Here is a 13972-nt window from a genome sequence, read left to right on the forward strand (position 1 = left end):
AGGAAAGTAAGCGTAACACATTTAACCATAAAAATCCAACCTTATTTCTAATCCCCCTATTTCCCTACTCTTTCACAAAAGTATGGAGCTTTTCGGCACCAGCGAAGCGGCCTCTAATACTCCATACTTCTCTCCCCCATCTCCACAAACTGCTTTTGAGCCAGCTCACGGTACACCTGATGGGACTCTAATAACTCTGTATGAGTTCCTGCACCGGTCACCTTGCCCTTGTCCAACACGATAATCTGGTCGGAGTGAACCACCGTAGACAAACGATGAGCAATGACAATCGTCGTGCGTCCTTCCATCAAGTTCGCTAGGGCCTTCTGTACCTCATGCTCAGATGAGCTATCCAGACTAGATGTAGCCTCATCCAGCATGAGGATGTCAGGGCTACGAAGAAGCGCACGCGCAATAGCGATCCGTTGACGCTGGCCTCCGGACAGCTTCATTCCCCGTTCTCCCACCTCAGTGTTGTAGCCTTGAGGTAGATCCATAATAAATGTATCCGCATACGCCATCGTAGCTGCTCGTCTCACTTCTTCCAAGTCAGCTTCGCGCCCCAAGCCATATGTAATGTTATCTCTGACCGTTCCGGTCATCATTGAGCTTTCCTGCGATACATAACCAATTTTGGAGCGCCAAGAGGAAAGTGTATATGACGATATCGGTTCGTCTCCATAACGAATTTCCCCTGTATCTGGCACATAAAAGCGCTCTAGCAATGAAAATAAGGTGGATTTCCCACTCCCGCTCGGACCCACGAATGCTGTCGTCCGGTTAGCCGGAATGACCAAGTTTGCATTATGAAGAACCTCTTCACCTTCGGTATAGGAAAAGACAACATCACGAAGTATAATATCTCTGCTCTCTTTTGCCGCTTCCTGCTTCAACTCGAGCGGTTCCTCTTCATGATCTAAAATCGTCTGAATCCGTTCAGTAGCCCCAACCACCTTTTGCAGACGTGAATACAGAGTCGTGAATTGTGCCATCGGTGTGATCACCTGAAATAGCAGCAAAATAAATGCCACCAAATCCCCCGCGGTCAGCACACCCGATGCAACGCGAACACCACCAACCCCCAATATAATGACCAGTACTGCAGTCAACAAGAAGGTAGAAATTGGACCTACAAGGGCCAGGATACGTGACTCTTGCAAACCGAAGCGGAACATCCGGTAAATACGATCCTCACCAGCCTGAGCCTCTCTGCTTTCGGTTCCGTAGGCCTTCACCAGTCTGATTTCGCCGATAACCTGACTTAACACTGAGGTCAGATCTGCCATCTCATCCTGCTGTTTTTTGGAGATGCGGTACATTTTTCTGCCTACCGGAAATAAAATTAGAGCTGTTAGCGGAACAATAGCCATAATAATGAGCGTCATCACCCAATCCAGATAAAATAACAATGCAATACCACCAATAATTGCAATCACATTAGAAATCAAATTGACTAGATACTCCGTAATTAAGTTCATAATCAGGCTTGTATCATTAGTGACGCGACTCATCGTATCTCCTGACCGATTTCTATCAAAGTAAGGTATAGGTAGAGATAAGATTTTATGCCATAAGCGTTTGCGCAAATTAGCCACAATCTTATGCCCAGCATAGTTCAACATATAGATAGAAACTGCCGAAGCCACCGCTTGAATCACAAAAGCGCCAAGCAGACCAACAATGACCATACGGTTTAGTGAAGAAAAGGTCAAGCCATCAATCAACCCTTTAGTCATCATGGGTACGATTAAACCAGCCATGGTCTGAATCAGGGTCAGAATCAGGGCGATGATCAGAATGGCTTTGGGCGGATGCGCACTCGCAATCAATTTGATAAACCGCCCCATGCCAGCCTTATCCGGTCTTTTACCCGGCTTTTCCTTCATCCGGTCCTCCTGCTCTTCTTGGTGTATATGATGTTCTTTTTCCATATACCATCAACCTCGCTTCCTGTCTGACCATTCTTGTTCAAACAACAACACCCGCGCTCTGCGCGGGTATGAACAGTACAATCTATCTTCGAGTTTACTACACCAGAGAATGAAGCACAAAATTTGCCACAAACAGTACAGATATGATATATAATGCGATAGGTACTTCCTTGCCCCGTCCTGCTGCCAGCTTGGCTACGGGGTATGCAATAAAACCAAATGCCATTCCGTCTACGATACTATAAGTAAAGGGCATCATCACCATGATCAGAAATGCAGGAAACGCTTCAGTAAAATCACTGAAATCCATCTCTCGCACATTTTGCACCATTAGCCCCCCAATGATGATCAACACGGGTGCAATGGCACTATCAGGAATATAAGCCAACAGTGGAATAAAGAAAAACGTCGCCCCGAATAAAATAGCAGTTACCAGCGGTGTCATTCCCGAGCGTCCCCCTGCTGCAATACCAGCCGTCGATTCCGCAGCGGCTACCGCCGGACTGCTGCCCAAAATACCGGCAAAGATATTGGTTACAGCCAACACACGCAAGCTGTTTTTAAATAAATCCGGTCTACCAATCATGTTGGTTTGTGCAGTAATCATACCAATATTCTCGAATAGCACAATGAGTAGGAGCAAAAAGACAGCGATCCAGAAAGCTACCGAGACAATGCCTGAAAAGGAAAGCTCTCCAAACAATTGCCCATACTGTCGCACCGTTTCAGAGGTTCGTACCGTGCTTGTAGGCTCTACAGCTCCCAGTATATAAGCAAGCCCAGTTCCCGCCAAAATACTAATTAGTAAACCTCCCTGAACGTTACGCACAAACAATACAATAGCGAGCAGCAACGTTACACAAGCCGTAATTACCTTGGGATCATTAAAATGGCCAATAGCCACAAAAGTCGTCTGATGAGCAATCACGATGCCGCTTTTTTGCAAACCGATAAAGGTTAAAAACAAACCAATGCCTACCGTAATTCCGTGCTGCAAATTATGGGGAATCGCTTGGCTAATCAGCTTGTACAATGATGTAAAGGCCACAATGGCGAATATCACCCCTGTGACGGCAACTACCATCAACGCTTCCTGCCAGCTCAGCTTCATGGAATGTACCAGCGTATAAGTGAAAAAGGCATTAATTCCCATCCCTGGTACAACGACCATTGGAGATTTCCCACCAAAAGCCATCAGTAGACAGCCGATCATCGATGTCAGCAGTGTCCCGAGCATCGCCCCTTGGAGGGGAATCCCGGCATCTGACAAAATAGTCGCATTAACCATAACAATGTATACCACGGAAAAATAAGAAATGGCCCCAGCGGCTAATTCCTTTTTCCAATGATGCTCGGGCTTGTAACCGAGACTTCTGGACCATAGTCCATCCTTCATACCAAAACCCTCCAGCAAGTTGTTCAATCTGTTTACAGTAAGCTGCACTTTTTCAAAACAAAAAAGAGCTGTAGCAACTGTGACACAAAGGATGTGATGCACAGAACTACAGGTCTTAAAGTGAATACATACTGCTGTAAATCTAACGAATGCACTGCCATGCTATTTTTACAACTTACACACCAGCGTGTTCTAATAAATCCTTCACGGCTACACTAACCATGATCAGTCCTGCTACCGGAGGTACAAATGCATTGCTTGCAGGCGGCTGCTTCGCTTTCCGGATTTCAGGTGCGTTGGCAGGTACAATTTTTTTTGTAATTTCTTCACGTGGCTTCTTTGGTTCCTCATCGGAGAATACAACCTTGACGCCTTTGGTAATGCCTTCCTTACGCAACTTGGTGCGGATGACACGGGCAATCGGGTCCATTCTGGTTTGGGAAATATCCGCTACTTGAAAACGACTTGGATCCATTTTATTCGCAGCGCCCATACTGGAGATCAGCGGAATCCCCCGTTTCAGGCATTCCTTAATCAAATGAATTTTGTAAATAATCGTATCTGAAGCATCCAGCACATAATCCAGTTCGTACTTAAATAACTCCTCATACGTTTCTTCCGTATAAAACATGTTCAGTGCAATCGCTTCACATTCAGGATTAATCAGCTTCACACGCTCTACCATCAGATCCGCCTTTTTTTGACCTACCGTCGTTGTCAACGCATGTATTTGGCGATTAATATTGGTGATATCTACAACATCTTTATCAATCAAAATGATACGTCCAACACCTGTGCGCGCCAGTGCTTCCACTGCAATCGAACCGACACCGCCGATACCCAGCACGGCCACCGTGCTATTTTTCATAACCTCAAGACCTTCAGTTCCGATAGCCAGTTCCGTTCGTGAAAATTGATGCAACAATATGGTATATCCTCCCTCACTGATTTAAACTCTATACTTGAACTCCAGCATACAAACCACGAACCCATTATCCATAAAAGGGTAACGGGTTCACGGCATTCTATAATCTATCCACAAGCCACTCGGTGCACTTGCAAAGACAAACGTTCATCTTAAGCTTTAGGAGTAACAGGTTTCGGGGCAAGACGGATGTGAAGCTGTTCCAATTGAGCTTGATCCACTTCGCTTGGTGCATCCATAAGCAGGTCTGTCGCGCTAGCTGTTTTCGGGAATGCAATGGTTTCACGCAGGTTTGTACGACCTGCAAGCAGCATCACAAGACGGTCAAAACCGAAGGCAATACCACCATGTGGAGGCGTACCATATTCAAATGCATCCAGCAGGTAACCGAATTTATCCTTCACTTCCTCAGGCGGCAGGTTGAGCGCTTTGAACATTTTCTCCTGAACTTCACGCTTGAAAATACGCATCGAGCCACCACCCACTTCGTAGCCGTTCAGCACGATATCGTAGGCCTGAGCACGAACTTGACCTGGATCTGTGTCCAAGAGGGCCAGGTCTTCTTCCTTCGGACGAGTGAACGGATGGTGCTCCGCTACATAACGTTTTTGTTCTTCATCATAGCCCAGAAGCGGGAAGTCTACGACCCAGGCAAATTTGAATTTGTTATCGTCGATGAGGCCCAAATGACGGCCAATTTTCAGACGAAGTGCGCCCAATACATCAGCAACTACTTTTTTATTATCCGCAGAGAAGAGTAACAGATCGCCTTCTTCAGCTCCCGTACGCTCTTTCAAGGCTTCGATTTCTTCCGGTGTGAAGAATTTAACGATAGGCCCCTTGAATTCGCCTTCTTTCACCTGAATCCAAGCCAAGCCTTTTGCTCCATAGCGTGCAGCATATGGACCCAGGTCATCAATGTCCTTACGGCTCCACGTGCCACATCCCTTGGCATTGAGAACTTTAACTTCCCCGCCCTTTTCAATTACGGAAGCAAATACTTTTACACCACTGGTTGCCACGATATCATTGACATTAATCAACTCCAGACCAAAACGCAGGTCAGGCTTGTCTGATCCGTATTTATCCATCGCTTCTGCATGTGTAATTCGTTGGAACGGTGTTTCCAGTTCTACTCCAACGGTTTCTTTAAACAATTTGACCATAAGACGCTCCATCATAGGCAGCAAATCATCCTGTTGCATGAAGGAGGTCTCAATGTCGACCTGCGTAAATTCAGGCTGACGGTCAGCACGCAAATCTTCATCACGGAAACAACGTGCAATTTGGTAGTAGCGCTCCACGCCACCGACCATCAGCAATTGCTTGTACAGTTGTGGAGATTGCGGCAAGGCGAAAAACTCACCTTCATGTACCCGACTAGGTACCAGATAATCACGGGCGCCCTCTGGGGAACTTTTTGTCAAAATCGGTGTTTCCACCTCAATGAAATCTTCACCGTCCAGGAAGTCGCGGAATACTTTTGCTGCTTTGGAACGCAGCTTCAAGGTCTGATGCATTTCCGGACGACGCAAGTCCAGATAACGGTATTTCAAACGCAGTGACTCGTCTACTTCCACGCCATCTTCAATGAAGAACGGAGGTGTTTTGGATGCATTCAATACTTCGATTTCAGTGACACGCACTTCAATTTCACCTGTAGGCAGGTTCGGGTTAATCGTTTCTGCATCCCGTTTGACAATGGTACCCGTAACCTCAAGCACATACTCACTACGAACACGGTCCGCAATTTGCAGTGCGTCACCGGAATATGCCGGATTAAATACGATTTGTACAATTCCACTACGGTCACGCAGGTCTATAAAAAGTACGCCCCCCAAATCACGACGTGTTTGTACCCAACCGTTCAATGTAACTGTTTCTCCGATATGCGCATGAGTCAATGCGCCGCATTGATGACTCCTTTTCATAATACACACTCCTGTTTATGTTTAGTAGTTAATGCTATATGACAGCCAGAGGGAGACTCCCCCTGACTGATGTTACACATCTTCTTTATCCTAGTTCTTCCACCAGCTGATCTAGCTTAACAGTACGCTGCTCACCAGTTTCCATATTTTTCAGTGCAATTTCACCTTGAACCAGCTCATCTTCACCCAGAATCGCAGTATATCTTGCTTTAAAGCGATCTGCTGATTTCATCTGCGCCTTCATCTTACGCCCCAGATAATCTCGTTCTGCAGAAAATCCAGCTTGACGCAATTTGAATAGTTGTTTGGTTACTTCCGTTTCTGCCGCCTCACCCAACGCCACCATATAGATATCTAACGGCTTGGATTCGTTCAGTTTGACACCCTGATGCTCCAAGATCAGCTGAATTCGCTCCAGTCCAATGCCAAAACCAATCCCCGGCTGATCCGGTCCGCCCAGATCTCCAACCAATCCGTTGTAGCGGCCGCCTCCACCGATCGTGTCTATGGCGCCAATTCCTTCAGCTTTGAATTCGAACGCTGTCAACGTATAATAATCCAGCCCCCGTACCAAACGCGGGTTAACTGTATATTCCACACCCATGGCATCCAAATTTTGCTTCACTTTCTCAAAATGTGTGCGAGATTCATCGTCCAAGCTATCCAAAATCGAAGGTGCACCTCCAAATTTGTCCTGGTCATCTTTGCTATCCAGCACTCGCAGCGGATTACGCTCAATGCGTGCTTGGCTCTCCTTGGTCAACGTATCCTTAATTGGCATCAAGAAGTCCACCAGATGCTGCCGATAAGCTGCGCGACTGGCTGCATTACCGACGGAGTTAATCTCCACCTGTACTCCTTTCAGACCCAGTTCACGGCAGAATTGATACCCGAAAGCAATAACTTCTGCATCCAGTGCCGGATCGACCGCCCCAAATGCCTCAATTCCAAATTGGTGAAACTGGCGCTGACGCCCAGCCTGTGGACGCTCATAACGGAACATCGGACCGATATAATACAGCTTAGTTACATCCGGCTCCCCGTATAGTTTGTTCTCCACATAGGAGCGGACAACCCCTGCTGTTCCTTCCGGACGCAAAGTCATGCTGCGCTTCCCTTTATCCTCAAAAGTATACATTTCCTTTTCCACTACATCCGTCGTTTCACCCACACCTCGAACGAACAAATTCGTTTGTTCGAACATTGGTGTACGAATCTCTCGATAATTAAAGCGGCGGCTAATCTCACGGGCTTTTTCCTCGACCACTTGCCATTTTTCTACACTGCCCGGCAGCAAATCCTGTGTTCCCGTCGGTTTTTGAAAGGCCATTAACGTATCCCCCCATCGTTGTATTTCATATTGTGCTCTTTCTTCTTGCTCCACTTTCAATATAAAACAAAAAATCCCTCGTCCTGTTAACATTAACAGGGACGAGGGATTGTCGTTTACAAATCACCCGTGGTACCACCCACATTCCGGAGTTTGTCCAGACAACCAGCATAAAATCACTCATTGCCCGTCAGCAATATACTGACTCCGCTCATACGTATAACGCCCGTAACGCGCAGTACGGCTATTATGCAGGACCATCCACTGTCGGCACAATTACAATGTACTTTCAGTAGGGTTTCCTCAATTGTTCGCCGCCTGTTCTCGGGGAGGTCATTCATCCGCTCATCAAGGGAATTTTTACAGCCTGGAAATTCCTCTCTGCGCTTGTGGGTTCGGAGTACTTGGTCCCGTCATCAAATCATTTTTCATTATTTTATGATTTTAATGAACCGCTTCGACAAAGTCAAGACATTCTATAGCTTCTCTGCAACTTTGTATCATTGTCACACATGGACACGAAGAGTTTCCGATGTTCGCCAGGTAGGCAGACACCTCACAAAATACAAAAAAACAGCCTGACTTAAAAAGCCTAAACTGCTTTTAGTGATGTAATGTATCCCTGGTTTTTCCTAACAGTCTGTGTTTGGGAACTATCGCATGCTTTGACGAAGGATGGGAGAATTTACGTATCTTCATATTTCAATTTTATGTTTTCCATTTATTTAATTCAGATTACAACTCGTTTCTTTAATATAATGAAATTGGATTTCAGTGATTGTTTATAGTGGAAGGCCAGTCTCCAAGAGATTTAATGCTTCAGATAATAATTCAGAAAAATTTTCAGTTGGATTTTCCGCATAATGCAACATAACAGATATGTTAACACCTATGACGGCGCCTGCAAAAGTTCGAATCTGCAAGTCTCCAGGATCTCGTCCCACCCGTTTGGAAACCATCTCAGCAATCATATGCATTGTATCAGTCAAATTATTCAAGGTTGCAGCCCGGAGTTCCGGTACTGACATCACGAGTTGGTTACGCTCACGTGTAGTAGACATTTCGTCGCCGGACATGTCAGACATGGTTGCTAACATAGCATTACGCACAGCTTGAAGTGGAGTTAAATGAGCTGGCTGTTCTTCAAATGCAGATATAAGCAGGGGATCATAGTTATCTGTAACAATCACATCCTCCTTGCTCGAAAAATAGCGAAAAAAGGTGCTTGGTGAAATCTCCGCTGCTTCTGCAATCTGTTCCACAGTAGTTTCGTTATATCCCAGTTCGCTGAATAGGCGTAACGCATGCATTTGAATCGATGCAATGGTTTTTGCTTTTTTTCGCTCCCTCAGCCCAAGATTTTGCTGGTGTTCAAGTGACATTTGTTTCACTCCTCAATAGATTGCTCATTCAAGTTTCACTCCTCATCGAGCAATTTGCTTCAGCATATATTTTTGACCACATGCACACTATTGCCCGATTTTGCGTTTACACTCAGTTTATCATGATCCTTTGTACTTCACGATACCCAGGATTGTATTATTCCTGACTGTAAAGCAATACATCAAAACTTGAAACCACTCCAATATCAGCTTTTATAGGCGAATATGCGGCGTACAGAAGCTGATAGGTTGAATCAGGTTGGTTCTATTGAGAAATTCAAAAAATTTATCTCCTCACCTCGTTAGTACAATTCCCTGCCCACCATCAACAATAACCCTGTCGCCGGTTTTCATTCTTGTAGTAGCATTTCCACATCCTACAACAGCTGGAATGCCTAGCTCTCTGGCTACAATTGCAGCATGAGAGAGTGGTGCTCCTATATCTGTTACAATCGCAGCTGCTTTTGGAAAAAGTGGAGTCCAGCCTACATTCGTTGTCGAGGTCACCAGTATTTCACCAGGAAGGAGCTGGTGTCCATCCTCAGGATTCCTCAGTACACGTACAGTCCCCTCAATTCTACCTGCCGCTCCAGCAACTCCTTCAATGATTTCAGAATGGATAGAGCTATCTAATGGTATATATGGATCATAATAATCTACTCTGCGATTGGGATCCTCCATCCATTGTAAAGGTTCAAATCGCCCACGTATAATCGAGGGGAACGCAGGCAGTTGCTTATATTTTAAATAGTTCACTTTTCTGGTCGAGATTCTCTCCTCAATAACACTTCCTCCTGCAAGCCAGCCCAATATCTCATCTACATATAAAAAAAATACATCTTCTCCTATGCCAATCAACTCGCCTGCTTTCAGCGCGAAAGAGCGATTTAATCTGAAGACACGCGTCCATTCCGAACGAACAGCTTCCCTTAAATGCGGTCCTTCAGAAATTTTTGCTATGACACGTTTCAACTTATTTATCTTGTATGGAAAACGCTGCTCCAATCTTCTCCAAACCACTTCATTTTGTTCACGTTGTTTATACAATAAATCGTCAACATTTATTCCAGATTTCTTTGTTTCTTGGATTTGCTTTTCCAGCCAACTCGGTTCTTCTCTTGGATCAGGTATCGATAGCTCAAACTCATGTGGGCCTCGATGCCCATATTCCAATAGATAATCCTCCTGACTCATTTCACCTTTCACGACTGAAGATATACCAACAACAGGTCCCAAGCTGGCCAAACCTGTACTTCCGCTCAGATTAGATAGAAGTACACTAGCATCATCACGTCCAAGCCATTTCTCCAACTTTTCCTTCAATCGAACAAAATTTTGCATCTTGCTACTAGGTCCTTCCAGTGCAATCCACATCGCTTCAATATTTTTAGGCCAAAGCTGCTCACGCCATAATGTAATCAATTCTTCCTTGGACTGGACATTGCCAATTAACTCTTCCGTTTGAGTGCACCAGGCCGCTGTTTCTTTTATGTGCTGTGGTAATAATTTCATCGCTTTTCGGGTCTGTTTAAAAGCATACAGCATCTTGGGGAGCATTATTTTAATAAGCTCTTTCCTAGAAAACGGATATATAGGAATTTGAATTTCATCTGGAATTTCCCCAAAAACATTGCTCATTTTTTTTAATATTGACTTTTTATTCCACCCAAATGCAAAAAAAACGGACAATGGTACACTCACATTGGAGTATACTCTTCCACAGATATTACCAGACATTAAATAATGGCCAGGAATCACATTATGTTCTTCGTCCAAAGCACGAATAATAGACCAGCTTAAGGGAGTAACAACATCTGAAATGGATTCACCTACATTAGTATTCGTCCAAAGAAAATCACCTGATAAAGAATCATTCCATTCAAATGTATCCATATTTCCAGGGCTTAAAGTAGTAACAGGTCGTGCTTGTAAAAAAAAGAGTTGGCTATTGGCAATGGCCCATTCAATATCCTGTGGTTCTCCCATCGCTTTTTCCAGACGGGAAGCATACCAATATAGCTTTTTGATATAAGGAAGTAATTCTTTTGGCCCTTTATATCGACCTGAGGGTTTAAATAAGGAGAAAACACGAGCATTTCCTTTACCAGATACCAGTTGCTCCCCTAACCCGAACACAAAATTTCCAGACATTACTGAACGATTGCCCGTAATAGGGTCTGCTGTAAAAAGAACACCCGAGATTTCAGAAGGAACCATGATTTGGACTACAATCGCCATTTGGTGTGCTTCTTCAAAACCCTTAACTGCACTGTATGCCCGCACCCTCTCACTGTATTGAGAATGGTGAACCACATACAAGGCTTTCAGAACGTCCTCGTTTGTTTGTACTTCTAAGACACTTTCAAACTCTCCTGCAAAAGAAGCTAAGGCTGAATCCTCGCTCAAGGCTGAAGACCTTACTGCAAATGAGACATTAGGGTAATCCTTACGAAGCTTTTCCAAATACCTGATCATTTCTTTCCATGTCTTTTCCTTAAGTTTTTCCCCTTGAAAGGCCTGTGGAAAAACAATAAAACCATTAGGAATCGGATAACCAGCTTGAAGCATCCTAGCAAGCATCCCTCCTTTGCCTCCGGTCCATTTCCTCAGCTCAGGAGTTATCTCTGCAAACCATTCTATTTCATTACCCATTTTGACACTTCCTAACTTTTTCAGTTGTAATATTTCGGTCCCGTAATTGGAAATGGGTATATTTATTGTTTATATTTTTATTATTTCGGGACTTAGTATCTTTTTACACTTTATACAAAAAGACAGTCAGTGTCAAATTAAATAATCTTTCACTTTTTTGTATCCTGTATCGTTAGCCTCATAGCAACTTACTGTACAAATAAGTCCTAAAAAAGAAAATAGCCTGCGGAAACGGTCCGCAGGCTCAAAAAGATATATCAAAAGGGGGTCATGCTGTTATTATAAACTGCTAATATTAAGGAATGATGTTTCGAATATTACAATTGTATTACAGTCACTCTTTTGTAGCTAAATTCTCAAGTATCGACAATCTTGTGCCGTGCTCTCAACTTTAATCCAACTGCGATACATATCCACGATTGGAACGCAGCTTATAAATGACCTCATCATAATCGGCATCATTCACCTTTGCTGATAATACATACCGCAATTCATCTTGATCACCGTTAATATACACATCTGTTGCACGGAGCAACCCTCCGTCATGATTCGTTGTTCCGCTCCGATCTTCATCCAGATCCCTTTGGGCTGAGCTAGAGTTAATCTGGCCATCCTTCGCATCTGGTAAAATATTCTCGCCATAAGCACCCGCCGCAGGGATTGCCGCACCCGCTGAGCCTCCTGTGCTCACAGAGCCAGTATTGTTATAAGGGACCAACGGAATTAAAACCCTCGTCTCCCGACCGAGCGTCTCATCCAGAGCACCTACTTCCAAATGTTCAGTTCTATAAGCCTGAAGCGAAGCTCTAGCGCCCTCAGCTTCATCTTCTGTGCGAAAATAAGCCTGAATCTGTTTAGCCATATCAAATCCTCCTCGTTAGGGAATTGTACTGGCATAAATCTAGGAAGCATTCACGGAAATTACAATGCCTTTAACAACTCACGCACAAAAGCGGGCTCATCCTTAGGGGTCCGAGACGTAATAAAGTTACCGTCCACAACCGCCTCTCGATCCTCAAAATAAGCACCCGCATTAATCAAGTCATCTTTCAATGGAGGATAAGCTGTAATCGTCCGGCCTTGTAACAAATCGGCACTCGCCAAAATTTGTGGCCCGTGACAGATAGCGCCAATCGTTTTTTTGGACTCATTAATTTCAGTTACAAATTTCAGAACATTTGCATCCAAACGGAGATTTTCCGGAGATGATCCACCAGGAATAACAACTGCATCATAATCACTTGATTTCACATCTGCAATGGCTTTTTCAATAGTATAGCTTGCTTTACCTTGCTTACCGCTCACTTTCTCACCTTGCTTCAGCCCAACAATATCCGCCTCATGTCCAGCCTTTTTTAATTCATCATAAGGTACCTTCATTTCGGAATCTTCAAATTGGTCAGCCAATAAAAATGCAATTTTACTCATGAATGTTCAGATCTCCTTTCCGGTTATCCTCGAAACAAGTATAAAATTAAGTTTATTTTTCTACCACGATTTGTTATTACCCGCTTGATCTGTTTTTATAACAATTCGCAGCGGTGGAAAAGAAAAAGGAGCCTTTCGGCTCCTCCACTAATTCAATACTACATATTTTATTTTGACCTCTTTGAGCTTCGGGTAGCACCTCATTAACGCTCCATTTAACCCAATGTTACCTGCGCGGCAAAGCGCCGCGTCCTGGCTTGTCTATGGCTGTTGCAACATGCTGTAATAACGTATCAGCATTACGAGTAAGGCTGATTGCCTCCTGCATACTACCGGGAAAAAGCAGCATAGTGCTTCGATGCCCGTCCATTTTTGGGGTTTGACGCATAACTTCGTCTCTCCTGTCACCCTTAGGCTATCCGCCTGGCTAATCACCAATCGGGATGACATTATGGTCCCTCTGAACAGCTATTTTATTCTACTCAGACCACGCCGTGAATGTATAGTCACGAACGTTCGCTATCCAAAATCAGTGTGACTGGGCCCCAGTTCGTTAATGAAACATCCATCATAGCCCCAAAAATTCCCGTTTCTACCTTCAGGCCCTTGGCTCGAAGCTGACTGTTGAAGAAATCATACAGCTTCTCCGCTTCCTCAGGTTTGGCCGCCCCCATAAAGTTAGGCCTTCTTCCTTTACGGCAGTCACCATACAACGTAAATTGAGAAACAGACAAAATGGCTCCACCGACATCCAGAACGCTGTCATTCATTTTGCCTTCAGCATCATCAAATATACGTAATCCCGCCGTTTTATCCGCCAAATAAACGGCATCAGCTGCCGTATCTCCCTGACCAATACCAACCAGCAGCATTAATCCGGTTCCAATCTTGCCAACCACCTTTTGATTCACCGTTACCTGAGCGTCTTTACAGCGCTGAATAATGATCTTCATCGACTATCCGATATCTCCTTTAACCTTCCCTTTTAAAAGGTGCT

11 protein-coding genes are annotated in these 13972 nt (G+C 44.4%); all 11 read right to left on the bottom strand.

Annotated elements, in window-relative coordinates; genetic code table 11:
- Nucleotides 1-113 precede the first annotated feature (113 nt).
- Nucleotides 114-1931, bottom strand: a complete 1818-nt coding sequence (locus tag MKY75_RS18585) for an ABC transporter ATP-binding protein (RefSeq protein ID WP_029515736.1) — start codon at nt 1929-1931, stop codon at nt 114-116.
- A 97-nt stretch (nt 1932-2028) separates the two neighbouring features.
- A complete protein-coding gene (locus MKY75_RS18590; protein WP_029515737.1) occupies nt 2029-3327 on the bottom strand; it encodes an NCS2 family permease in 1299 nt (432 codons plus the stop codon).
- Nucleotides 3328-3502: 175 nt separating this feature from the next.
- Nucleotides 3503-4252: a tRNA threonylcarbamoyladenosine dehydratase gene (locus tag MKY75_RS18595; protein WP_029515738.1), complete on the bottom strand. Its 750-nt coding sequence runs from the start codon at nt 4250-4252 to the stop codon at nt 3503-3505.
- A gap of 152 nt (nt 4253-4404) precedes the next feature.
- Nucleotides 4405-6183 (bottom strand): aspartate--tRNA ligase, encoded by a 1779-nt coding sequence (aspS, locus tag MKY75_RS18600; protein WP_340886215.1) that lies wholly within the window; start codon nt 6181-6183, stop codon nt 4405-4407.
- Nucleotides 6184-6268: 85 nt separating this feature from the next.
- Nucleotides 6269-7513, bottom strand: coding sequence for a histidine--tRNA ligase (gene hisS, locus MKY75_RS18605; protein ID WP_307347832.1), 1245 nt, complete (start codon nt 7511-7513; stop codon nt 6269-6271).
- Between the two features lie 782 nt (nt 7514-8295).
- Nucleotides 8296-8895, bottom strand: a complete 600-nt coding sequence (locus MKY75_RS18610) for an acyl-CoA-like ligand-binding transcription factor (RefSeq protein WP_029514826.1) — start codon at nt 8893-8895, stop codon at nt 8296-8298.
- 294 nt (nt 8896-9189) lie between these two features.
- The gene (locus MKY75_RS18615) at nt 9190-11547 is read right to left on the bottom strand and encodes a PEP/pyruvate-binding domain-containing protein (RefSeq protein ID WP_340886217.1); all 2358 of its coding nucleotides are present in this window, start codon (nt 11545-11547) and stop codon (nt 9190-9192) included.
- A 391-nt stretch (nt 11548-11938) separates the two neighbouring features.
- Complete coding sequence (locus MKY75_RS18620) at nt 11939-12409, bottom strand: hypothetical protein (protein WP_340886219.1); 471 nt, start codon at nt 12407-12409, stop codon at nt 11939-11941.
- Between the two features lie 59 nt (nt 12410-12468).
- Nucleotides 12469-12975: a type 1 glutamine amidotransferase domain-containing protein gene (locus MKY75_RS18625; protein WP_029514821.1), complete on the bottom strand. Its 507-nt coding sequence runs from the start codon at nt 12973-12975 to the stop codon at nt 12469-12471.
- 226 nt (nt 12976-13201) lie between these two features.
- A complete protein-coding gene (locus MKY75_RS18630; RefSeq protein WP_165150826.1) occupies nt 13202-13363 on the bottom strand; it encodes a hypothetical protein in 162 nt (53 codons plus the stop codon).
- A gap of 118 nt (nt 13364-13481) precedes the next feature.
- Complete coding sequence (dtd, locus tag MKY75_RS18635; RefSeq protein WP_029514820.1) at nt 13482-13928, bottom strand: D-aminoacyl-tRNA deacylase; 447 nt, start codon at nt 13926-13928, stop codon at nt 13482-13484.
- Between the last annotated feature and the right edge of the window lie 44 nt (nt 13929-13972).

The organism is Paenibacillus sp. FSL L8-0663, assembly GCF_038008125.1.
Lineage (GTDB): Bacteria > Bacillota > Bacilli > Paenibacillales > Paenibacillaceae > Paenibacillus > Paenibacillus polymyxa_D.